This window comes from Bernardetia sp. Wsw4-3y2 (assembly GCF_037126295.1).
Taxonomy (GTDB): domain Bacteria; phylum Bacteroidota; class Bacteroidia; order Cytophagales; family Bernardetiaceae; genus Bernardetia.
Genome location: NZ_CP147017.1, coordinates 1,580,416 through 1,605,373, shown reverse-complemented (window position 1 = coordinate 1,605,373; position 24,958 = coordinate 1,580,416). Strand labels below are relative to the sequence as shown.

Below are 24,958 nucleotides of genomic sequence, written 5' to 3'. Positions count from 1 at the left end.
TCATTTATTAAAAATAAACTAAAACCTCTCTTTGGTTGGTTTGCGTTTAGTATGAGGAGTTACATTTTAAGACCAATAAGTGTTATATCGTCACGCTGTTCTTCTTCTCCCATGTGATTTCTCATTTCTTCTAATAGAACTTCTTTTTGGTCGTGTAAAGACATTCCTGTAAAAGAAGCTAATACTTTTTTGAAACGAAGTGTACCATATTTTACACGGTCAAAGTCGTTTTGATCAACATAGCCATCAGTGGTAAGATAAAGAATATCTCCAGGGTGTAATAAAAGCTGACGTTGTTCGTAATCTGCATCTGTTTTTTGTCTTCCTCCAATAGATTTTCTACTTCCTTTGACTTCTATAAGTTTATCATTCTTTAGGATAAATAGAGGTCTCTTTGCTCCTGCAAAATTTACTACACGCATGTTAAGTTCGTCTGCATCTTGTATTACACACAAACAAATATCCATTCCGTCTAAGTTTTGATAATCTTCTTGATGGAGTGCTTCCCAAATGCCTTGATTTAAGTTTTCTAAGATTTGTGCTGGTTCTGTTACATTTTGTAATGTAACAATCTCATTCAAGATTGTATTTCCTATCATAGACATAAATGCACCAGGAACACCATGTCCTGTACAATCCACAACAGCTACAAAGGTTTTATTTCCTGTACGAATAGACCAATAAAAATCTCCTGAAACTACTGCTTGAGGCTTAAAAATAATAAAGTGATCTTCAAAATTTCTAATAAAATCTTGAGGGTCTGGAAGAATAGCATGTTGAATAGTTTCTCCATAACGGATACTATCCATAATAGCTTGATTTTTGGTCTTGATAAGATCATTTGCTCCTTCTAATTGTGTATAAGTACGAGCATTATCTAAAGCAATTGAAATATAAGAAGCTAAAGTACGAAGAATAGTAAGGTCATTTCTAGAATAAGCATTTGTAGAATGACTTTGTACAGTCAGCACACCTACAATTTTTCCTTCTAAAAGTAGAGGTAAATAAATGATAGATTGATATGTATCTCCTACTCTATCTAAGGAAACTTCGCTGATATATTGAGTATGTTCTTTTGCAAAATCATTAATGATAATATCTTCATTACGAGTAAGACAAACTACTGATAGTTTATTTTCATTTGTAATCTTATCAAAACTATCTGGAATACGCTGACCATTTTCTATGAAACCTCTAAAATCTATACGCTCCTTTTCAGCATTGTAAATACCAATACCAAAAGCTGTTGCATCAGTAAGTTCATTTACATATTCATAAACAGCACTAATAACAGCATCTAAGTCAAGAATAGAAGTAATTTTTTGTCCAATTTCACTAAGCACACGAATATTACTATACGAACGCTCAATTTCTGTTTTTTGATTTTCTAGTAATACATTTTGCTGACCTATTTCAGCAGTTCTTTCTCCTACTAAACGTTCTAGCTTATCATTTTGGCGTTTTACTACATTCATTCTATTAGTATAAAAACCTATCGATGCTCCAACAACAAATATACTAGCAATAGTCAGAAACCACCAAGATTTCCACCAAGGAGGTAACACTTTTATTGTTATAGTTATGGCTTCATTATTTTCGATTCCATCACTATTAGAAGCCTTTACTTTGAATGTATAATTTCCTGCTGGAAGATTACTATAGGTAGCAAAACGACGATTTCCAACTTCATTCCATTCTTTATCAAAGCCTTCTAAAATATAAGAGTAATTAGTTTTTTCAGGTCTCCTATAATTAATTGCAGCAAATTCAAAAGTAATTACTTTATCTTCGTAAGTAAGAGTTATTTCTTTAGTTTGAGAAATATCAACAGTTAAAGGAGATTCTGGATTACCCAAGTTTTTGATACCTACAGAACGGTTAAGTATTTTGAAATCTGTCATAACAACAGGTGGAACATAAATACTAGGTCTGATGTCTTGAGGATAGAAAGCATTTAAGCCCTGAATACCTCCAAAAAACATTTCTCCATCTTCTGCTTTAAAAAATGCTCCTGAATTAAATTCACTACTTTGTAAACCATCTTTTGGATTATAGTTAGTCATTCGTTTAGAATCATCTATACTATCATCTCCTAAAAGACGCATGAGTCCAAAGTTTGTACTTATCCAAAGGTTATCTTTTTCATCTACCAAAATTCCATAAATAGCATAATTAGCAAGTTCGTTTCTTTCTCCCCAATGTTCAAACTCTCCTGTTTCACGATTCATTAAGTTCAGACCATTTGTCGTTCCTACCCAAAAATTACCTTTTGAATCTTCTGCAAGAGCTCGTATAGTATTATGACTAACTGATTTTAGATTTTCAGGGTCATTTTTATAGTATTTAAAATCAATAGGGGTATTGTTTTCATCTCGGGTTACTTTTATGAGTCCTTGATTTGATCCTAACCAAAGAATTCCATTTTTATCTTCGTAGCTAGTCCAGATTGCAACTTCCTTTAGGAAGCGTTCTCCTTCATATCCAAATTCTTTTTTAAAAGAAGGGTTCATTTTATAGATACCACTAAAAGTACCTATCCAAATACTTCCTTGTTTATCTTGTAATATATTTAAAGTAGGAGATTGAAGTGTAGTAGAGTCATTACTATCACGTTTTAAACTTACAAATTTAGCTCCTTTTTCTTTTGAAAAACTTGTCATACGAGAAAGTGTATAACCACCAGCTACCCATAATTCTCCTTCTCTTGTCTGAAAAACTTCTGTAACACTTTCTATTGGAAAATCATATTTACCCTCTCCTTTTTTGATATGATAATATTCAGAAATAGCTCCCGTTCTATCTATACGAGAAAGTCCTTCATCTGTACCTACCCATACAATACCTTGTGCATCTTTTATGGCAGTCCAGACATTTCTATGAGGAAGAGAGTTTTTGTTACCAACTTCAGTATAATAATATTTGAATTGACTTGTCAGAGGATCATACTTTAAAGCTCCTAAATTACGAGAAGATATCCAAATAACCCCTTCTTTAGTTCTGACAATAGAAGGCATAGAACCCAAGTCATCTAAAGAGGTTCTGTAACGAATAACATTTTTTGAGTCAACTTCTAATTTATATATATAGTCATTTCCTGCCCCCCACAAAATGCCATTAGAACCTTCTGTAAGAGACTCAATGTACATTGGTCTCTTATTATAAATAAAACGTTCAAAGTTATCTGTTTGTGGTTTGTAGAGATTGAATCCTCCTGCTGTACCTATCCATACATCTCCACTTTGTGTTACATGTATATCTGATATATTGTCTCCAAATAATTTGGTTGAATCAGTATAATAAGTATAGTAATAACGATATAATTGCTGTGGTTTGCGTTCGCTATTCCATTTATTTAACCCTTTAGTAGTACCTATCCATAAATTATTATTGTTATCTACCTCTAAAGCATTTATAGTATTGCTTCCCAATACAAGACTATCATTTTCAGATGCTACATAGTTAGTAAATGAATTGTTATTGTAATCATACCTACTCAATCCATTTTCAGTACCTAACCAAATAAAACCTTCCTTATCTTCTTTTATGGCTGTGACCTTATTATCTACTAATGTATTTTTTTTATTTTCTTTTTTATAAAAAGACTTGAATGTTTGAGTTTTTCTATCAAAAATGGAGACACCTGCTATTGTTCCTACCCAAATATTATGATTGGTATCTTCATAGATAGATTCTATCTGATTATCTATAATAGAAAGTGAGTCCTCTCTTTTATGTCTAAAAGTTGTAATGTCGTATGCATTGTATCGATTAAGTCCATCATCAGTTCCTATCCACAAATAACCTTCACTATCTTGTAACATAGCTTTTATACTATTTTGGGACAGACCTTGTTCTATACTAAGCTGCTCAACTATTAACTTAGGTAATTTTAGTTCATCATTTTCTTGAGCAAATACAAAAACAGTATTACTTACTATAAAAAGTAAGAATAGAGTAGATAAAAAGAAACCTCTAAACAAGGTGTTTATTATTTTGTATTGCATTTATGCGAGGCTGATTTAATAAATTACTGTTGGTTTGCTAATTTGTGTAATTATTTATCGTGAATTTTGCTTTCTAGCTATGATAATATTTTTCACTACGATTCAAAAATACAATAAAAAAACAAATTATTCTACTATCGGAAATGTTAATTATCACTTTTAGCAACATTTTTTACAAAAAAAAGAGTGGTATTGCTTTCTAAGCTACTCTATTTTCTTGTTTTCTGATTAATTAGAATATTTATTTTTCAAAAATACCTGCAATCAAATCATCAAAATACTCATCTTTCAAAAGGTCATTAAAAGTACCTTCTTTAATAATTGTTCCATCTTTCATTAAATAAATCTTGTCCATTTTTTCTAATAAAATAGGGTCATGACTAGCTGCAAAAATAGACCAAGGATATTTATCTTTTTGTAAGATTTTATCTAAAACTCTACGTTTATAGCTACCTTCTAGGTTGTAGAAAAAATCATCAAAAACAATTAAGTTGGGATGTGTTAGCATACTTCTTGCAAAAACTACTTTCTTTTGGAAGGTAGAAGAAAAACCTTGTCCAGAAGGTAACATCTGTGTTTGTAGACCATCTTTAAGAGATTGAATGTCATCAATTAGTTCTACTATATCCAAAACGTGATTGAGATATTCCATATTAAAACCTTCTCTTCCTACTGTGATATTTTCTAAAAGTGTTCCTTCAAAAACATCTTCATGAGAAAGATTGTCTCCAATGTAATCTTGTAAATTTTTGATATTTAAATCTCGCAGTGTAAAACCATTGAAAGTAATATGTCCTTTGTATTCGTCATAAAGTCCAGTAATGATTTTCATTAGAGTAGATTTTCCAGCCCCTTCGTTTCCAATAATTCCTACATATTCTTGAGGTTTTATTTCTAAATCTACATTTTTGAGAGTTGGAGTATCATTTCCTTGATAAGTATAAGAAACTCCATGTGCTTTGATATGAAAACCTTTTCTATTAAAATTATCAAACGTATTTGTTTTTTCTAATTTCAAATCAGTTACATTCCCAATTTTTTCTACTGCTGTAAGTGTGTCATAAATTACATCTAAATTCAAAATCATTTTTTCTACTGCTGTAATAACTGAAATGATTACAATTTCAGAAGCTACAAATTGACCTAAAGTAATATCTCTTTCGATAACCAAAAGGCTACCCAAAATCAAAACACCTCCAGTAATAATTGTTTTAAAGGCTACAAAAGCTGAATATTGAATTACTAAAATACGGAAATGTGATTTTCTTTTATATAAATACCCTGTAAGTAGCTTTTGCATTTTCTTTAAAGGAAGAAGTGTATTTCCTGCTATTTTAAAAACACTCTGATTTCTACCCAATTCTTCTAACCAATATGCTACTTTATACTTATATTTTGATTCATAAAGACTTGTATCTAAACCTCTTTTTCCTGTAAAGTAAAATATCAGACCCAAAACAGCCACTAAAAACAAACCAAAAAATACAAAAAATGGATGATAAAAAGCCAAAAGCATCAACCCAAAAAGAACTTGTAAAAGAGCTGTAATAACACTAGTAAGTAATTTAGCTAAACCTTTTTGAAGTGTTAGAATATCAAAAAAACGATTGGCAAGTTCTGGAGCATATTGCGTAAGGATCGATTCTAAACGAATACGAGGAATGCGATAAGCAAACTCAAAGGCTGCACGAGTAAAAAGTCGTTGTTGAAGTGTCTCTACAATACTCATCTGCATAATTTGCATGATTCCACTAATAAGTGTACCTGCTACCACAAAGGCAATCAAAACAACAATGGAATTGATAATAAGACCACCTGAAATAAGTCCGATAATAGCTTGAACACCTAAAGGTAAGGTAAGACTAAGCAAACCTACAATCATTGCATAAATATAGGTGTAAGAAATATCACGTTTTTCAGTCAGGAGTAAATGCCACAAACGCTGTGCAGGAGTTCGGTCTTTACCTTTTGTCTCTTCTGGTGTAGCAATAGGATCAATAAGCATCGGAACAAGACAATAAATAGTGTTGGGCTGGCATAATTCACTATCTCCATACAAATCAGCTTTACAAGCAAGCGTACTGATGAGTTCATTATGATTGACAATATCATTTTCTTTCCAGTTCTCACCATCTTCTTGCATAGTATGGATGGTATCCTTTTTTCCATGCCAGGCCAAAATAGGGTTCGCATTTCCTTCATTAGATTGAAAAAGAACTAAAGGAAGCGCAGTAACAGAAAGAACTTCATCTAACTCTTCTCTTGAAATTTCTTTTTCAATGAAATGTAAATGTGCTTCACGTCCAACATCTTGTAAATGTCCGACCCATTGACGCATTTCTCTTCTGCTAGAAATTCCTTCTGATGTAGCAACAGGAGAAAATTTATAGTGTGCTTCGTCTGGTTTCCAACGTTTTATGATTTGAAAGACAATGTTTCTAGCTATTTCGTACTGCATAAGTGATGATAATTTCTTTTTGGCTTTTTGTAGACTTAAAAACTACAAAACGTATTGGCTATTTTTTGACAAAGTTATGAACTAATAAAGTTGAAAAAGGTTTACTAACTTTTTTAATAGCTTTACTTTTAATATTTTTTAAAATAAAATCACTATTTGAAATAAAGGTTGGATAGTGATTTTAATTTATAGTTGATAAGAAGATTATTTTCTTCTTTTCTTGTTTCTTCTATTTTTCTTAGCTCCTTGCGTTCTTCTTCTATTGCTTGCATTATTTGAAGCAGTAGGACGTGAAGAGTTAGAGTTGCGATTAGAGCGAGAACGATTATCACTAGAACTTTGTCTTTGAGGACGTTGTCGTGGTGCGCTTCCGAGTTCAAAAAGATTATCTTCTTTAATGATTTCTATATCAATATCTATTTTTCCACCAGAAAGGCGTTTAATGTCTTTTAAAATTACTTCATCTTCTACACTATCTCTATTCCAAGTAAGGTAAAAAGATTTCATTAATTTTCCAATATCAGCGACAGCATCAATGATTTCTTGCTCATCTTCTAATTCAGCTGCTTTTGCAATTACTAATTCTACATTTCTACCATAATGACGATACTTAACAGGAGTTTCGGTGTAACCAATATGGTCAGGTTTTTTGGTGCGTTCTTCTTCTGTTTGTGGCAAAAACTCATTATTAAACTCAATTTCTCCATCAGCCATAATATATAAGTGATCCCAAATTCGATGGATATTATCACTATTTTCTCTTACACTTGGGTTGAGCTGCTTCATCAAATTGATGAGTGTTTCGGCTGCACGAGTACGTTCCTCTACATCTTCAATGGTTTTGAGATGACGCACCATATTTTGCATATTTCTTCCATACTCTTTCAAAACAAGAGCATCTCTTTGTGTATTGTAATCTAAATTTTTGAGTTTGGCTGAACTTTGTGTGCCATCTGGATTTTCTATTTGTTCCAAGTCTATATTTAATTTATATGTTTTTTTAGGCTATTTTCTAGTTGAGAATATTTTACAAAGAACTTGAATGCTATCCCAACTTCTTTATTCTAATGTAAAATTTGGTTGTAAATATAGCAAATCTTTACTTGAAAATGGAACTCTGATTTGCTAAACCCTTATTTTTCAGGTCTTGATTTTTCAAAAAGAAATAGTTTTTAATATATTTGAAGTCTTAAAGCGTATTTCTATTCTAAAGATTTAATCAAAAAGAGTTTCATAACCATTTAAAAAATAAATAAAAATGAGCGAGTATTTTGACGATGAGCAGGAAAAAAACAACGATTATTCCAAGCCTAACTATCACAATGAAACCGTTTTTTCAAAAAAAGTCCGTGCTGGAAAACGTACTTATTTTATAGACGTAAAGCCTACTCGTTGGGAAGAAGATTATTATATTACACTAACAGAGAGCAAAAAAGTATTCCGTAATAATGGAAGTCATTTTTTTGAAAAACATAAAGTTTTCTTATATAAAGAAGATTTTAATAAAATAATAGCAGGACTTACAGAAGTTGTTGAACATGTAAAAAGCGATTTGATGCCAAATTATGACTTTACACAGTTTGATAGAGAAGAAGACGACGAAAACCTTATCAAAAAAACTAATTCAGAAGATGACGAAGTCAGAAGTCATTTGAAATGGGATTAAATTGATAACATACTGATAACCTAAAAAACGCTTTATTATAAGAAATGAAGCGTTTTTTTATGTAAAGTTTTTTAAGGCACTTATATTTTTTCAAAAAATACAGAAAAACACTAACTTACCTCAAATTTAAAGCTCATTTGATTTATTAAATAGCTATACAACAACGGCTTTAGCCCTCAGCGAAGCTAAACTAACCCTTATAAAAAATGAATTTAGTCCAATTAAAATCCAAAATTTCCTATTATGGACTTTTGGCAGCCTTTTGTACAGGCGTAGTGTTTTTGCCTGCTTGTGGTGATAAAAAACCAACTGACACAACAGAAGTAAAAGCAGATTCTGTTGCTACAACTACTGAAAAAGAAGAAATTCCTCCTTATGATGGGGAGCGTTTTGCTGATATAAAAATCTTGCGTTACGAAGTAAAAGGTTTTGATGAGCTTCCTCTTTCTCAAAAGAAACTTCTTTATTATCTTTCAGAAGCTGGGCGTAGTGGACGTGATATTACGTATGACCAAAATTACAAACACAATCTTTTGGTCAGAAAAACATTAGAGAATATCTATAAAACTTACAACGGAGATAAATCTGGCGAAGAGTGGCAACAATTCGAAACCTATTTAAAAAGAGTTTGGTTTTCTAACGGAATTCACCATCATTATTCAGAAAAAAAATTAATGCCTGAATTTTCGTATGAGTTTTTTGAAAATTTAGTTACTAACTCAGAAGAAGCTGGTTTTGAAATGAAAGAAGGACAAGATGTAACGGCATTTTTAGCCATGTTAAAGCCTGTTATTTTTGATGCAAACGTCGATGGAAAGAAAGTAAACAAAACGAAAGGACAAGATTTAGTCAAAACTTCGGCAGCTAATTTCTATGAAAATCTTTCTCAAAAAGAAGTAGAAAATTTCTATAAAAGTTTTGCCAATCCGAATGATGAAACGCCTATTTCGTATGGTCTGAATTCTCAACTTATAAAAGGAACTACTCCTGATAATGCACTTGTAGGACTACAAAAAGACGGCGTTTACGAATACAAATATGGAATCGGAACAGCCGAAAAACGTGGACAATACGCAGCAGCATTAGAAAAAATGGTTTATTGGTTAGAAAAAGCCTCAACAGTTGCCGAATCTGCTAACCAAAAGAAAGTAATTGATTTGCTTGTTCAGTATTACAAAACAGGTGATTTGAAAACATTTGATGAAATGTCTATCGCTTGGGTAGAAACAACAGACACAAATATTGATTTTATTAATGGATTTATTGAAGTCTATGGAGACCCACTTGGCTATCGTGCAAATTACGAATCTGTGATTTTTATGGATGATAAAGAAGCCTCAAAACGTATGGCTGTTTTGTCAGAAAATGCACAATATTTTGAAGATAATTCTTCCATTATGGACGAACACAAAAAGAAAGAAGTAAAAGGTGTTACATATAGAATCATTACAGTTGTCAATGAAGCTGGAGATGCTGCCCCTTCTACGCCTATCGGAATCAATCTTCCAAATGCAAACTGGATTAGAAAACAGTATGGTTCGAAGTCGGTTTCTTTAGGAAATATTGAAGATGCCTATAATCACGCATCGGGAGGAAAAACGACTGCCGAATTTTATCCAACCGAAGAACTACAAAATCGTCAGAAAGAATATGGAGATGTAGGTGGAAAAATGCACACAGCACTTCACGAAGTAATCGGACACGCTTCTGGACAAATCAATAAAGGAGTAGGAACACCAAAAGAAACACTCAAAAACTACTCTTCTACTTTGGAAGAAGCTCGTGCTGATTTGGTGGCTTTGTATTATCTTTTAGACCCAAAATTAGTTGAGCTAGGTCTTTTGCCTTCTGTTGAAGCTGGAAAAGCTGAGTACGATTCTTATATCATGAATGGAATGATGTTACAACTTCGTCGTCTTGATGAAGGTGCAGATATTGAAGAAGACCACATGCGTAACCGTCAATTAGTTGCAAAATGGGCATTCGAAAAAGGACAAGCCGAAAACGTAATTGAGAAAAAAGTAATCGATGGCAAAACGTATTTCTTAGTCAATGATTATGATAAATTACGTGTTATTTTTGGAGAGCTTTTGAGAGAAATTCAGCGACTCAAATCAGAAGGTGATTATGCATCAGCCGAAAAATTAGTAGAAGGATATGGCGTAAAAGTAGATGCAGCAATGCTTAAAGAAGTAAAAGAGCGTTATGCACAGTTTGATCTAGCACCTTATTCTGGATTTTTACAACCTGTTCTTGAGCCTGTCATGGAAGGTGATGAAATCACAGATGTAAAGATTCGCTATTCCACTTCTTTTGCAGAACAAATGATAAACTTTAGCGAAAATTATAGCTTTTTGAAACCATAATAAATGTAGCTTATTTTTCAGAATAAGAAGCAATTTATTTTTTATAAACTCAAAAAACCTATTTAGATTAATCTGAATAGGTTTCTTCTTTTTATAAATTATTGTGATTGATTTGTTACTTTGAATTAACTATTTTTCTAATTAGATTGCTATCTATTCACACTTAACTTTCTTACTATGAAAAATTTTAAGCTACTCTTTTTTGTTACATTTCTGTTTTTGGGAGCTTGTCAATCTGTCAAAATAGTTGATGGTAAAATTACTTATGATAGAGAATTTGGATGGTATCAAGAATCAATCGAAAACTCTATGTCGCCTTCTGTGGAAAAAGTCTATACTAATTTAGTTTCTATTACTCCTCAAAATACTAATTTGATTCGAAAAACAATTAATGATGAAGAGTATATCTTAATGGTTACTTGGAAACAAAATGTTTCATACTATGAAAAATATTTAGATTCTGCTCATTATAATACTGGAAATTATCCAATATGGGTTACAACTGCGCCAGAGTTGGTAGAGAGAATGAAAAAAGAAAAGACTAAAAATGTGAATCTAAGACTCAAACAATTATTAGGATTGCCCCCAAATGCTACTTATAGTTATTTTGTCGAACTTTGGGTAAAGCCTCAAGATTTATTTCGCCCTTGCCCTGATAGTGAAATTACAGATAATAAATGTGATTTATGCTTCCCTGAAAATACAGATACTTCGTATATGAGTTGGGTAAACGAGAATAGAGTTAGTCGTTATTATCAATGCCGAATAGATGAAAAATATCCTTGGACACAGCTCGGTTATACGTATGATTGGAATCCTAAAAACAAATCTCATGTCGGATTGAGTGAGTTTGTAATAGGCGAAAATAAAAATATTGTAATTAATGCAATTTATACAACAGAAGACTATTTAAAAAAATAGATGAAACCTATTTTATTAGACACCGATACACTGTCCTTTTTTTTGAGAAATGAGAAAAAGAATGAAAAAAAAGTAACTCAAAAAGTAAATGAATACTTGAAAGAACATCAAAAAATCAACATCAGTATTATTACCTATTATGAGCTTTTGAATGGACTTTATTTTGGAGATACAAAAGAACGAACAGCCGAAATTGAAGTGTTTTTGAATAATCATACTATTCTACCAATCAGCAAAAAAGTAGCACAGAAAGCAGCACAAATTTATACACAACTAAGAAGTGAAGGAAATAGTATTGCTCACAACGATATTTTGATTGCTGCAACAGCTATCGTTGAAAATTTTGTTCTGATAACCAATAACAACAAGCATTTTGGTAGAATAGATGAATTAAAAACAGAGAACTGGACGAAGTAGGTATTGGATATTATTTGGTTGTTGGTGTCGCTTCGCTAAAATACCAACAACGGCATTGGAAAAAAGAAATTTGAAGTTATCTTCATCAATCATATAAATTATTTACCAATCCTACCCTACCATAATTCAAAAACCTAAGCCTTTTTTACAAATTCAGATTTGAGAGCCATACTTCCAAATCCTGTAATTTTACAATCAATATTATGGTCGCCATCTGTAATTCTGATATTTTTGACTTTTGTACCCGCTTTTATAGGTTTGGGTGCGCCTTTTACGGGTAAATCTTTTACAATGACAACATCATCACCATCTTGTAGAGGATTTCCATTTGCATCGATAACTATATTTTCTTCACTACTTTCTTCATTTTTTGCTGTTTCTGTGTCATTCGGATTCCATTCAAACGAACATTCAGGACAGTTGTATAAATCATCACTTACAGCATATCCATACGGACAATCACAACTTGGACATTTTTGCATATTTTGAGGCTTTTAAAAAGTTAACTAATTTTTAATAAACCCAAATGTACGCCATTTTTAAGGTTAAAGGTAACAAACCTATCAAAAATTCATAGACTCAAGTTTTTATTTTCACTAAAATTTATTTCCTTTGAGTTGATTAACTCCTTGAGTATAACATTCTATTCCAAAAAATATGCTTCTAAATCATCTTTTACATCACTATAAAATCATTTTGGGTTCGCAGTCGCCACGTCGCAAACAACTTTTATCTTCTATGGATATAGAGTTTGAACAGCGTGTAAAAGACGTAAACGAGGATATTTTACCCAGTTGGAAGACAAAAGAGGTAGCCCAAAAACTAGCTGAACGAAAAGCAGTAGCACAACAAGAAGAATTAAAAGAAAATGATGTAGATTTTCTGAATGAAGTCTTAATTACTTCTGATACAATTGTAGTAATTGAAGATAAGATTTTAAATAAACCTCAAAATGTAGTTGAAGCTAGAGAAATGCTTAATCTTCTTTCAGGAAAAAAACATTTAGTAATTACAGGGGTTTGCATTTGTACAAAATCCAAATTACATAGCTTTTCAGATGAAACAGAAGTGTTTTTTAAAGAATTAAGCCAAAATGAAATAGACTATTATATCCAAAAATACAAACCTTTTGATAAAGCAGGTTCGTATGGAGCGCAAGAATGGCTTGGAATGATAGGTATAGAAAAAATAAATGGAAGTTATTTTAATGTAATGGGGCTACCTGTGCAGAAACTATACAAAGAATGGATAGATTTCTTAACTTAAGTGATAAGTAACTTTATTTTTTTTCTGTTTTTCTTAATTAGTTAGTATATTCATAAATTTTAACATCAAATTAATGGTTAAGATTATTCATTATTTCGTATAAAAAAACATTATTATTACTTAACTAGATTTGAATAAAAAAATATTTTATATATTTAAAATTATTTAAATAGCATTTTTGTTAAATAATAAATTTCTTATAATTAAAATTTTATCTACATCAAATAAATAAATAAGATTTGCAAAAATTAAGAAAATAGACGAATTTGCAGTATAAAGAACTGTCCCAAATACGACATTCTTAAAAATATCCTATTCCTGTTACTTTATAATAATTCAAATATGCCTTTCCAAAACCTACTAAAAAGTGTGGTAGGAATGTGTGTGTCCCTTTTTTTAGTATTCTTTTTGCCATGTTCGTATGTTTTTCCCCAACATCATACAGGTATCGGTTCAAACCCACTAGAAAACACCTTCCAAAATGCACTTAATCTCTTTGAACAGCAACATTATGAAGCTGCACAAAAAACTTTTTCGTCTTATCTCACCTCTGAGAATTCTTCTGTTGTCCCCCAGACCGAATCTACTAAAACAGTAGAAGCTATTTATTATCTACGATTGTGTGAACTCTACCTCAAAAAATCATATTCAGAGGCAAATAGTATTGAGTTTATCAATCAATATGAACAAACTCTGTATGCTGATAATCTTAAACTCGCTTTAGCAAACTCTTTTTATGAAGAAGGAAATTATCGACGAGCAGTTTATTATTTTGCCCCTTTAGAAAAATCTCGCCCTACTGAAAAAGAAGAACTAGAAATTAATTTCCGTTTGGCATATTCTTATTTCAAAATTAGAAGAAAAAGAGAAGCCTTACAGACATTTTCATCTCTACAATCTAAAAATAATGAGTATTATGCTCAAGCTAGTTATTATATAGGGTTTATAAATTATGAGTTAGGAAGTTTTGAACAAGCTATAAAATACCTAAATCAAGCAAAATTAGATGCAAAATATACAGAAAGTGCAAACAAGCTGATTGCTAAATCTTATTATAGCTTAGAAGAATGTCAAGGTTTGAGTGATTTTCTTTCTTCTATTGCAAACGAAAAACATGATATAGAACTTTTTTATTATGCTGCTCAATGTGCATATCTCAATAAGGAATTTGACTTGGCTTATGAATGGTTTGGACGTTATAAACGCAATAGTAAACAGCTTTCAGATTCAGTAGCTTATCAATATCTCAATACACTTTATGAGACAGAAAAATATGACGAATTTTTAGATTATCAAACTTCTTCTCTTGCTGGTGGTACTTTTTATTCGCCCATTTTACTTATGAAAGCAAGCATTTATGAGAAACAAAATAATTATAAAAAAGCAGCTTCTACTTATGATGAGTTAGCTGCCTACAATCCGTCTGATGCTGAAAAAGCATATTACTCTAAACTAAAGAATCTCTATTTATCAGAAGAGTATGATTTCTTGATTACAGAAAGTGCAAAATTTGAAAAGAAATTTTCTCAAAGTATTTATTTGCCAGAAGTAGTTCTATTTACAGCTAATGCTTTAGCAGCTATGCAGAGTTCTACAACAGCTATGGCATACTTGAAAGACAAAAAAACTACTGTAAACCAAGAGCAAATTAAAGAAATGTATGTTCATTTGGCTTTACAATCTATCAAAGAACTTTTCAATCAGTCTTCTTATAATGAGATGAATGAAATGATGAATCAGTTCAAAAATGAGGTACAACTCAATGATTCTCTTCAAAACTTTATTGATTTTTATACAGCAGAAGCTTTTTTACATACTCAAAAAGTAAGTGAAGCTGAATCTTATTACAAAAAAATTCCTTCTTCAAGTCGTTTTTATGCTGATGCAAAATACGGAATGGGAGTTATCAATTTTAATAAAGCAAGTTATAGTAGTGCAGCCAAACAACAATCACTTGTTTTGTTGGAAGAATATTTGTCTACTCCGACAGGAATTGTAAAAGAAAAAGCTGTAGATGCACTTACTCGTGTAGCAACTATTTATGCTGCCAATAAACATTATAAAGAAGCAGAAATTAATTTTATGAAAGCTCTAAATTTGGGCGATTCTGAAACAGAGTATATTAATTTTTCTTTAGGTCAGATTTATTTTGTTCAAAACGATTATTCAAAAGCAATGCATCAGTTTGATAAAGTAATGCAAACACCTAACTCTTTATATGCCCAATATTCACAGATTATGAAGGCTAAAATGTATGAAAGCCAAGGAAAGCGTGAAGAAGTGATAGCTCTTCTGAACGATTTTATTAAACGTTATCCTCAAAGTGAAAAATTAAGTGAAGCTTTATTTAGTCGTGGAAATGCACAAGCAGAACTCAAAAGGTATAAAAATGCAATTAATGATTATACCACATTGATTACAAACTATCCTACTACTAAAGATGCAAATTCTGCTTTGAGTTCTTTAGGAAATTTTCCAGAATTTTATGGAGTTGAAGTTGCAAATTTGCAAGAACTTAGAAATATCTATGCAAGCCATAATCCCAATTATAATCCTAATACTACAACAAATACTATTTCTAACCCTACCAACTCAAATGCTACTGCTGCCCTTGAGAAAGAGTTTGATACAGGGTTTAAACTTTATGAAAATAATCAGTTATCAGCTGCCATAGCTCAATTTAGAAGTATTGTTAGTAATAACGAAATTGCAGGAACGGTTTATTATGATCGTATTTATTATTATTTAGGTAAAAGTTACCAAAAATATGGCGATAATCCTCAAGCGATAAGTAATTTGCAAAGAGTAGGAGGAAAGCTTCAAACAGGTGCGCTTTCTGATATAGGAGATATTGAGTTTGAAAGAGAAAACTACAATAGTGCTATCACAAATTATAAAAGTTTGGCAAAAATAGCTCCTACTGATGCGATACGGGTAATGGCATGGGAAAAACTAACCAAAACGTATTGTATGCAAGAAGACTACGCAACAGCAAATGATTATTTGGCTATTATTCGTAATAAAAAAGCAAATGCAAATGGTGACTTTATTCGTTTGTATGAAAACAAAATTTTGGCAGGACAACAGCAAGTAGATGAGGCTATTGAAGGTTTTTCAAAATTAGGAAACGATAGGCAAGCAAGTCCAAAATATGCTTCTGAAGCTCTCTATGAACTAGCAAAACTGATGCACACGATTGGAGATAATCAAAGCGCAAAATCAATTTTGAAAGATTTGAGAAATCAATTTGCAGAACAGAAAGAAACACAACAGAAAGCAAATAAACTAGCTTTGTTATTGAACTAAAAATACCCTACAATAATAATTAAATAATTTGTTGTTGGTGTTATAACTAACAACAAATTAACTTGAAAATTCTATCCCAACCAAAAAATAGCTTAATTCCAGCATGAAAAAAACAGCTACAAAAATATTTACCGTTTACTTTTTTATTCCTTTACTGACCGTTTTTTCATTGATTTTTGGTCAAGAAGTTTTGGCTCAAGGTCAAGCTGAACTAGAGGAAGAAAATGTTGAGGTGCGTAAAACCAATGAATTCGAATTGATTGCAAAACCTCCTATCAAAACAAATGCTGAAATTACTCCTCTTCCAACTCTACAAGTTTCGAAGGATGCAGAGATTGATTTTAGCGAGACAATGACTTTTAATAGACTTACTTTTAGAGAAATTCCGAACGAACTTGCACCAACAATTCCGAAAGAGCTTTTGGGAAACTATGTAAAGGCTGGTTTGGGAAATTATATAACCCCTTATTTTGAAGGATTTTATAGTCATGATTTTAATGAGAGGAATAAATTAGGCGTTTTTGCTCATCATCTTTCATCTATGAATGGCGTTGTTGATGGTCAAAATTCAGGTTATGGAAATACAAACCTATTGCTTTTTTCAGAACATAAAAAAGAGAAATTTGTCTTAGCTTCTTCTATCAATTATAATTTGGAAAGAGTGCATTATTATGGTTATGACCAAAATATAGAAGCTCCAGACAAAAGAGATATTAGACAAACTTATCACAGACTAGAAACTAAAATTGATGTGTCATCGCTTCCCAAAAAAGATGAATTTGGAGATTCTAGTGCTGATAAATTAGCTTATAAAGTTTCTGTAGGATTTAATTATTTTGCTGCAAGAGATAATGTAAGCGAATGGCAAATACCTATTTTAGGTAAAGTTTTGTATTCTATTTCTGAAAAATCAAAATTAAAGATAGAAGCAGAGTTTCATCAAACTGGGCAAAAAAGCAATTTTTTAAACATAGACAATCAGACTATCAAACTAAAGAATGATAGAACACTAGTTAGTTTTGTGCCTTCTTATAATTTTTCTGTTGAAAATTTGACATTAAATGTAGGGGCTGGAATAGCATATAGTTCAGATTCTTTACTGGAAAACTCAACTGGAAATACTCTTTTTTTCTATCCAAACATTGATTTTTCTTATCAAATTACTAAAGATAAACTTTGGGTTTTAGGGGAGATAAGTGGAGGTGTGAAACCTCAATTTTTGCGAATGCTAACTGTTCAAAATCCTTTTTTAGCTTCTGTTCAACCACTTAGTCATACTTTTTCGCAAATTGATGCAAACTTAGCCATTCAAGCAAAAATCAATAAAAATCTAAAAGCAAATGCAGAAATTGGTTTTGCCCTGTATGATAATATGCCATTTTTTGCACCTTCTGTATCAGATTCTTCACAATTTGGTTTGTTGTATGATAAAGTAAATGTTTTACGTTTGGGAGTTTCGTCTGAATATCAAAAAAATAGTTTGAATGCTCGTTTGTCAGCTAATTATTTTGGTTACTCACTTACTGATTTGGATGTTGCTCATCACCGTCCTAGTTTTCAAACAAGTTTGAGTGTGGGTTATACGTTTATAGAAAAACTCAAAACAGAGCTTACATTACAACAGCTGTTTGGAATCAAAACTCAAAACCCTGTTTCTGAAACAACTTATGATTTGAAACCAATAAATGATTTGAGTATTTCGGTTTCTTATAAATTTACTGACCAAATTTCTGCTTTTGCAAATGGATATAATTTGATTGGACAGAATTATCAACGCTTTGTTTATTATCCAAATAACGGAATTACAGTTGTTGTGGGAGGAAAGTATATCTTCTAGAAATAAATTGAACGGTTTGTTCTAAACTAACCGTTCAATATTTTATTTAGTCTTTCTTAATTTTAGAATTAGCACGAACACGAAAGAATATATAAATAGGAACTAATAAAAGAATTGTATAGACTTGCCAACCCAAATCAGCTCCTCCACTTCCTAAATTAGCAAAAATATAAGTTGCTCCACCTAACAAGACAATCAAAACAGCTACTGACATGTTGCCAAAAAGTGTTTTGCGTTTTTCTTTTGCTCTCCCAAAAGAACCTCTCAATACAGAGTTCTCTTGATTGTAGTTGCTTAATTCTTCTACTTCTTGTTGTGCTTCCTCTTTTTCTAATTTTTTTAGTCTTTCTTCTGCTTCTGTCCAGCGTTTGCGTTTCTCAAAATCTTCTTTATCTGGATTATAAAAGCGAGGCTGAAACTCAAATTTTTTATGTTTGGGAAGACGTGCTGATTTTTTGAACATACTATTTCGGATTTTAATTAATCATTCTACTACAAAACACTTTTAAACCTAAAAAGTAACAGAATATTGTAAAATTACTAGATTTTTGATAAAATTGAAAGAATATGACATCCTCTCATTTATCACTTATCATTAATTCAGTTAGTTTCTCTATTGTCTTCCAGTTTCTTGTTGTGGCTTTTGTTTTTAATTTTTTCTCAAAGAAATTATTTGTCAGTTTTGAAGTATGGTATTTTCCTTCACAAAAAATAAAGATATTATTTTCTACAATCTCAAATTTATCATCTGTTTTTGCTTCAATTTCCTTTGTCTTTTCTATATTTTGGGTTGTCGGTACTTCTTCTAAAAAAGTCAGGTGAAGATTATTTATGATTTTCTCTTTATTTCTATTTTCCTTTGATTCAATAAATGGATTTGAAGACTGAATGTTTTGTAATTCTTCTTTTGTTCTGATAATTACAGGAACTTCAAAGCCATACTTTTCAAAGACAGCTTTTTCTATTTGTATAGAAATTTCGTTTTTATCTAGACTTGAATTAAAGATTACATTTCCACTTTGGATATACGTTTGAACATTTTCAAATCCCAAACTCTGATATAACTCTTTTAAATCACTCATCAGAATTTTTCGTTTTCCTCCTACATTTATTCCTCTCAAAATAGAAATATACTTCTGCATCTTTATTTGTGTTAAAAATAGACTAAAATTATGGTTTTGTAAAAGCGTTTTTGGTTATATTGGAATTCAATTTATCAAAATATAATTCTCAAAACAACTTAAAAATGAAACAACCCTTAGTTCATCCAAAATCATCAGAAGGTGATGCACAACTTCAAGAACTCATCGAATTTTATGAAGAAACACTAGGTTTTTGTCCCAACAGTGTTAAAACTATGCACATCAGACCACGTATTGCTTATGCTTTTATAGAAATGAATAAAGCTGTAATGGAAAATCAAGGCAGAGTTACGAGTGCTTTAAAACGACTTATTGGTTATATCAGTAGCCACGCAGCAGGTTGTCGTTATTGCCAAGCTCATACTATTCGTGCAGCCGAAAGATATGGTGCAGAACAAGCTCAACTAGAAAATATTTGGAGTTATAGAACACACAAAGCCTTTTCAGAAGCTGAAAGAGCAGCCTTAGACTTTGCTTTGGCAAGTTCACAGATTCCAAATGCAGTAACTGATGAAGTAGCTGATAATCTGAGAAAATATTGGAACGAGGGCGAAATTGTAGAAATGTTAGGTGTAGTTGCTCTCTTTGGTTATCTCAATCGTTGGAATGATTCTATGGGAACAGAAATGGAAAGTCCAGCAGTAGAATCAGGAGAACAGTATCTAAAAAGTGATGGCTGGAATGTAGGAAAACACAAGTATTGAATTGTGAATTATGAGTTATGAATTGTGAAAGAATAAAATTCACAATTCATAACTCATAATTTCATTAGAAGAAGCTCGTTTTAGAAAGAATAGCTAAATATTTACTTTCCCAAAACTTCTCAGAATTAGTAATTTCTAAATATACATTTCCACCTCTTTCTTCCACTCTAAAAGAACCAGAAGGGCGTAAAGGTAATAGTTTTACATTCTTTACTTTTACATCGCTTGTACTTCCAATTACAATAGAACTTGTAGTACGGATGTCGATAGCTGTAAATTTACTTTTTGTACGTCCATCTGGCTCAAAACCTTTTTTATCATTTATGATAATATCTTGTTTTTTGAGTTCTTTTTCAGTTCCAATTACGTAGTATGCTGTATTTGCAGCTGTGCGAGTATCTTCCAAAACAACATTTGTAGAGTCAAGCTCGTCAATTTTTCCAGAATAACGAGACTTCCATCCTTCTACTTCTGTTTCAAGTTGAGCAATTTGCCCTCTCATTTGTGTAATTTGAGCCTCTTTATCTTCTAAAGAACTCTTCAACATAGCAATAGTATTTGCAAGCGCAGAGTTTTGTTGCCCTGATTCTTTCAATTTACGTTCTAATTCTGCTACTTTAGCACGGTTGGCTTGCATCTGACGCTCAATCTGTTGCATTCCTTGGTCGATGCTCATTCCACCTGTTGATGGGTCAATGTCACCTCCACGCATATCTGAAGTCAAGCGACGAATTTTGTCTTCTACTTGACGCATAGAATCCAAACGAACATAAATAACATTCATTTCTTGCTGTAAATCAGCTTGATACAAACTATCTTTTTCTCTAGCACGGCGTAAGTCCTCTACTTCCATAGCTAATTTTTTCTCATTTTCACTAGGTCCTTTATCACATGAGGATATAAAAAGAACACTAAAAAAGAGTGTAGCACAAAGAACTACATTATTAAGATTCGATGTAAACATAATTTAAAGGTTTTTTAGGGTTGATAATTGTTCTATTTTAAATAAACAATAAAAAAATTCCAAACAAAATTAACATAAAATTGGACTAAAAGCATTTTTCAGAATTTATTTTTTTGATGGTTTGTAAAAATAGTTATAAAAGACAAAACCAAATGAAATTAATTGAACTTCATTTGGTTTTGATTAAGCACTAGTTCTTTACTAAAAAAGTTATGTTTTATAAGGCTTCTTGTTCTGCTTCTTGTTGCTGTACATTTAAGAGAGAATCACGTTTACGCATCTTTCCAGCAGGAATACCAAACATCATTTTGAAACGACGACAGAAATAAGCTGTATCTTTATAACCTACTTCAACACCAATACTACGAACACTCTTTTTAGAAGTACGAAGAAGCTCAACAGCTTTATCCATACGCTGATATTCGATATAATCTTGTGGATTGATTCCTGTCAAGAGTTTAAAATACTGACCTACATAATCTTCTGAAACATTAGCAATACTTGCCAAAACTTTGTTTGAAAGATCTGTATCTAAATTTTCTCTAATATAAGTAAACAAATGAATAAGACGAGGGTCTTTGAAATAGGTGCTATTTGTAGCTAATTTTTCTACAAACAAACGCTCTGTCAAAACAAAACGAATCATTTCTACTACTAATTTTTCTGTATTCAAGACAAGCATTCTTGAGCTACCTATATTTTCTTTTATTTCCTCCTCTACAATTTCTTGAATCAAATCATTGATTTTTGTTGCCTTTTTAAATACAAAAGGAGGTAAATCAAGCGAAGTAAAAAAACTTACAGAACCAAAAACACGAGCATCTAAAACAACTTGAGAAAAAATAGCTTCGCCTTCTTGATTGTGATAGGTTTGAAGGTGAACAGCATTTTTTTGTAAAAGATCATCTGGAGAAATAATATCATACTTTTCAGCTTCTCCAAAGGTAATTGTTGTATAATTACCTGCTGGTAAGAAAAGTGTTTCTCCTTCTTTTACTAACTCATTTTTAGCTCCAAAACGCATAATTCCTTTATGAAGGAAAATTAATGAATTATCAATATCATAAAAATGCTTGATACGCATCGGAATTGTAGCGACCGTTTTTTTGGCACGTACATATCGAATACTAAGCGATTCGATAATTTTGTTATAATCTTCCATTAACATAAGTAAAGAGGTTTGTAAATGTTAGTCCGTTAAATAAGAAAACCTAAACTGGACATAAATGATTAAAATGTAATTATAATTAATTCTTTGATTAAATGTATAAAAAAGCTAAGATATAGTTGTCTAATTTAAAGTAACTTTAAACTAATTAATTAACTAAAAATAGTATTTTGCTTTTTAAAAATAGGAATAAATCAGTAACTTTCAAAATTTGATACTGCAATATACTATAATATTTCTGTAAATAATCAAATTTTAAGCCTAAAAATTGGATTTTTCTGTGAGTATGTACTTTGTTTAGTTGTTTTTTTTGTTTTCTGGCAAAACCTCTTGGCTTTTCTATTTGTGTCTAAGTTTCTTAGAGACTTTTGATTTAGGTAGATTTAGTAGTATTTTTATCAAAAAATTCATTTAGGCTAGATTTATATTTTGCAAATCAAAAATTTATATCAAAAAAAAACTATTATTTAAAACAACTCAAAAATTATGGATAATCCAACAAACAAAAATAATCAAGAACAACAGATAAACATAGAATTGACAGAAGAAATGGCAGAGGGAACTTATGCCAACTTGGTTATGATAGCACATTCTCAGAGTGAGTTTTTTTTAGATTTTGTAAGACTTGTTCCAGGTGCGCCAAAAGCAAAGGTTCAGTCAAGAATTATTCTTACTCCTGACCATGCCAAACGCTTGTTACACGTTTTGAAAGATAGTGTTGAGAAATTTGAGGCTAATGTAGGCAAAATTTCGGTTCAAGAAGAAGCCAATCACTTTCCCCTAAATTTTGGTGGAACAGTAGGAGAAGCGTAAAGTTAAACTTAGAATTAAGAACTCAGAATTACACAATAAACTACTGTCTGATTACTATTTTCCATTTCCTAATCTCTATTTTCCCTATAAGTTGTGCTTCAATTTTTTCGTACTTACGACCCTTTTCGTCTTTTGACGGTACTTCTTTTTTTATTAGCACTTCGCTTGCCTTTACTTTTGAATGTCTTTTTTACAGATGTTCCACTATTGAGTCCAATCTTGGATTTTATGTTGATAGGTGAGCGTGTCGCTGATGGAAATGCTATTTATAAAGAAGTTTTTGCAGGAATTGCACCTTTTTCAGCTTGGTTTTATGCAGGTTTGGATCTGCTTTTTGGTCGTTCTACTTTTGGGTATGCGCTTGTCGGAACTGGACTTTTGTTTGTACAGGCAATTATCTTTAATACTTTACTTTTAAGAAGAGATTTTTTATTAGATAGAGGCTATGTTCCTGCAATGCTGTATGTTTTTTTTGGTTCGATTAGCTTTGATTATCTGAATATTTCGCCTGTACTTTTATCGCTTACTTTTTTGCTTCTCGTATTACGTGAAATATTTACACTTACTGAAAATACACATGACCAAACTCTTTTTACGATTGGTTTTTATTTGGGGATAGCCACTCTTTTTCATTTGCCTTCTAGCATTTTTCTTTTTTGGGTAAGTGTTGGTTTGGGAGTTTTTCGTTCTACTTCATTTCGTCAGCATTTGCTTGTTTTGTTTGGTTTTGCATTTCCTATTTTACTGCTTTCTTTGTATTTCTTTTGGAATGAAAGTCTGATTGATTTTGTAGTACAATATATCAATTCGATTTCTTTTGCCCCCAAATTTTATCTTTCTATTCAGGATTTTATTATCATCTTGGCTTTTCCTATTCTATTTTTGGTATTGTCTATTCTGAATATGTTTTCTGGTCGTAGTCTTACCAATTATCAATCTTACTGTCGTCAGATGATGATTTTTTGGCTTGTAGCTTCTAGTTTTAGTTTGTTATTATGTAAATATTGGCTTCCTTTTCAGTTTGCGTTTTTCTTGCCACCCCTTGCTTTTTTTGGAACTTATTATCTATTTTCTATTCAAAGAAAATGGATATCTGAACTTCTTTTTTTGTCTGTTTTGGGTGGAATAGCTTTACAACTTTGGGCTACTCGCACAACCATTTTTTATCCATTAGATTACACAAAAGCCATTGTAGAAAAACCTTCTGGTTTTGATTTGAAAAATGAAAAAATTTGGGTCTTTGGAGAAAATCATAGTTATTATATCGATAACAAACCTGTTACGCCTTACTTAGATTGGAAATTGACACAAAATAGAATTGAAGAATTAGATAACTACCAAGCACTTCTATTATTCTATAATCAAATCGAAAAGGATAAACCTCATTTTATTATTGATAATGAAAAACAACTTCCACCACTTTTTGAACGTATTCCGTTGTTATCTGAAAAGTATTCTACCAAAGACTCTTTAATTTACGAATTGAAAGAGTAGTTTAATTCTACAAACATGAGTAAACAAGAATTTGAAATTGATTTTTTAGACCATGTCGCAATTCGTGTAAAAGATATTGAAGCATCCATTAAATGGTATGAAAAAGTATTAGGATTAAAAAAATATCAACTAAAAGAATGGGGAGGTTTTCCTGTTTTTATGTTGGCTAATAAATCTGGTATAGCTCTATTTCCTGCCAATACAAAAGATAGTTTACTAGATTCTGAATCAAAAAATGTGAAAATTGACCATTTTGCATTTAATGTAACCACTGAAAATTTTGAAAAGGCAAAAGTTAGGTATCAAAACTTAGGTTTGGATTTTACTATTGAAGACCATCATTATTTTCACTCTATTTATACTCAAGATATTGATGGACATACTGTTGAACTAACTACCCTAGTTGTCAATCCTAGAGAGTTTTACTAACCA

Annotated in this window: 19 protein-coding genes; 11 read left to right on the top strand and 8 right to left on the bottom strand. The window is 31.4% G+C overall.

What is annotated here, in order from left to right; all coding sequences use genetic code 11:
• Positions 1-59 precede the first annotated feature (59 nt).
• The 3 genes from V9L05_RS06285 to V9L05_RS06275 all read right to left on the bottom strand — a co-directional run bounded on the left by V9L05_RS06285 (position 60) and on the right by V9L05_RS06275 (position 7,437).
• Positions 60-4,004 carry a two-component regulator propeller domain-containing protein gene (locus V9L05_RS06285; RefSeq protein ID WP_338814816.1) on the bottom strand — a complete coding sequence of 1,315 codons (3,945 nt, stop codon included), beginning with the start codon at positions 4,002-4,004 and terminating at the stop codon, positions 60-62.
• A gap of 241 nt (positions 4,005-4,245) precedes the next feature.
• Entirely contained in the window at positions 4,246-6,462 is a 2,217-nt protein-coding gene (locus tag V9L05_RS06280) for an ABC transporter ATP-binding protein (RefSeq protein ID WP_338814815.1), read from the bottom strand.
• A 204-nt stretch (positions 6,463-6,666) separates the two neighbouring features.
• Positions 6,667-7,437: a DUF4290 domain-containing protein gene (locus V9L05_RS06275; protein ID WP_338814814.1), complete on the bottom strand. Its 771-nt coding sequence runs from the start codon at positions 7,435-7,437 to the stop codon at positions 6,667-6,669.
• Between the two features lie 283 nt (positions 7,438-7,720).
• Between V9L05_RS06275 and V9L05_RS06270 the strand changes: the two genes are divergently transcribed.
• The 4 genes from V9L05_RS06270 (at position 7,721) to V9L05_RS06255 (ending at position 11,832) form a co-directional block, all read left to right on the top strand.
• Positions 7,721-8,128 carry a DUF3276 family protein gene (locus V9L05_RS06270; protein ID WP_338794070.1) on the top strand — a complete coding sequence of 136 codons (408 nt, stop codon included), beginning with the start codon at positions 7,721-7,723 and terminating at the stop codon, positions 8,126-8,128.
• 206 nt (positions 8,129-8,334) lie between these two features.
• Positions 8,335-10,494 carry a dihydrofolate reductase gene (locus tag V9L05_RS06265; RefSeq protein ID WP_338814813.1) on the top strand — a complete coding sequence of 720 codons (2,160 nt, stop codon included), beginning with the start codon at positions 8,335-8,337 and terminating at the stop codon, positions 10,492-10,494.
• Between the two features lie 177 nt (positions 10,495-10,671).
• A complete protein-coding gene (locus V9L05_RS06260) occupies positions 10,672-11,415 on the top strand; it encodes a hypothetical protein (protein ID WP_338814812.1) in 744 nt (247 codons plus the stop codon).
• Entirely contained in the window at positions 11,416-11,832 is a 417-nt protein-coding gene (locus V9L05_RS06255) for a type II toxin-antitoxin system VapC family toxin (RefSeq protein ID WP_338814811.1), read from the top strand. It abuts the gene before it with no gap.
• Positions 11,833-11,966: 134 nt separating this feature from the next.
• On the opposite strand, the gene V9L05_RS06250 is transcribed toward V9L05_RS06255, so the two are convergent.
• Positions 11,967-12,314, bottom strand: coding sequence for a zinc ribbon domain-containing protein YjdM (locus tag V9L05_RS06250; protein WP_338814810.1), 348 nt, complete (start codon positions 12,312-12,314; stop codon positions 11,967-11,969).
• A gap of 175 nt (positions 12,315-12,489) precedes the next feature.
• Between V9L05_RS06250 and V9L05_RS06245 the strand changes: the two genes are divergently transcribed.
• From V9L05_RS06245 to V9L05_RS06235, 3 genes are all read left to right on the top strand, one after another.
• A complete protein-coding gene (locus tag V9L05_RS06245) occupies positions 12,490-13,098 on the top strand; it encodes a Maf family nucleotide pyrophosphatase (RefSeq protein WP_338794081.1) in 609 nt (202 codons plus the stop codon).
• Between the two features lie 342 nt (positions 13,099-13,440).
• Positions 13,441-16,404, top strand: coding sequence for a tetratricopeptide repeat protein (locus V9L05_RS06240; RefSeq protein ID WP_338814809.1), 2,964 nt, complete (start codon positions 13,441-13,443; stop codon positions 16,402-16,404).
• Between the two features lie 103 nt (positions 16,405-16,507).
• The gene (locus V9L05_RS06235) at positions 16,508-18,241 is read left to right on the top strand and encodes a TonB-dependent receptor (protein ID WP_338814808.1); all 1,734 of its coding nucleotides are present in this window, start codon (positions 16,508-16,510) and stop codon (positions 18,239-18,241) included.
• Between the two features lie 46 nt (positions 18,242-18,287).
• Here the strand turns inward: V9L05_RS06235 and V9L05_RS06230 are convergent, their stop codons facing one another.
• Both V9L05_RS06230 and V9L05_RS06225 read right to left on the bottom strand, forming a co-directional pair.
• Positions 18,288-18,704, bottom strand: a complete 417-nt coding sequence (locus tag V9L05_RS06230) for a hypothetical protein (RefSeq protein ID WP_338814807.1) — start codon at positions 18,702-18,704, stop codon at positions 18,288-18,290.
• 115 nt (positions 18,705-18,819) lie between these two features.
• The gene (locus tag V9L05_RS06225; RefSeq protein ID WP_338814806.1) at positions 18,820-19,383 is read right to left on the bottom strand and encodes a DUF1697 domain-containing protein; all 564 of its coding nucleotides are present in this window, start codon (positions 19,381-19,383) and stop codon (positions 18,820-18,822) included.
• Between the two features lie 104 nt (positions 19,384-19,487).
• On the opposite strand from V9L05_RS06225, the gene V9L05_RS06220 reads away from it, so the two are divergent.
• The gene (locus V9L05_RS06220) at positions 19,488-20,087 is read left to right on the top strand and encodes a carboxymuconolactone decarboxylase family protein (protein ID WP_338794089.1); all 600 of its coding nucleotides are present in this window, start codon (positions 19,488-19,490) and stop codon (positions 20,085-20,087) included.
• Positions 20,088-20,151: 64 nt separating this feature from the next.
• Here V9L05_RS06220 and V9L05_RS06215 read toward each other — a convergent pair whose 3' ends face one another.
• Both V9L05_RS06215 and V9L05_RS06210 read right to left on the bottom strand, forming a co-directional pair.
• On the bottom strand, positions 20,152-21,051 hold the full coding sequence (locus V9L05_RS06215) for a hypothetical protein (RefSeq protein WP_338814805.1): 900 nt from the start codon (positions 21,049-21,051) through the stop codon (positions 20,152-20,154).
• A 217-nt stretch (positions 21,052-21,268) separates the two neighbouring features.
• The gene (locus tag V9L05_RS06210; RefSeq protein WP_338794195.1) at positions 21,269-22,213 is read right to left on the bottom strand and encodes an AraC family transcriptional regulator; all 945 of its coding nucleotides are present in this window, start codon (positions 22,211-22,213) and stop codon (positions 21,269-21,271) included.
• A 492-nt stretch (positions 22,214-22,705) separates the two neighbouring features.
• Between V9L05_RS06210 and V9L05_RS06205 the strand changes: the two genes are divergently transcribed.
• From V9L05_RS06205 to V9L05_RS06195, 3 genes are all read left to right on the top strand, one after another.
• On the top strand, positions 22,706-23,032 hold the full coding sequence (locus tag V9L05_RS06205) for a DUF3467 domain-containing protein (protein WP_338794092.1): 327 nt from the start codon (positions 22,706-22,708) through the stop codon (positions 23,030-23,032).
• A gap of 93 nt (positions 23,033-23,125) precedes the next feature.
• Complete coding sequence (locus V9L05_RS06200; RefSeq protein ID WP_338814804.1) at positions 23,126-24,526, top strand: hypothetical protein; 1,401 nt, start codon at positions 23,126-23,128, stop codon at positions 24,524-24,526.
• A gap of 15 nt (positions 24,527-24,541) precedes the next feature.
• Positions 24,542-24,955: a VOC family protein gene (locus V9L05_RS06195; protein ID WP_338814803.1), complete on the top strand. Its 414-nt coding sequence runs from the start codon at positions 24,542-24,544 to the stop codon at positions 24,953-24,955.
• The last annotated feature ends 3 nt before the right edge of the window (positions 24,956-24,958 follow it).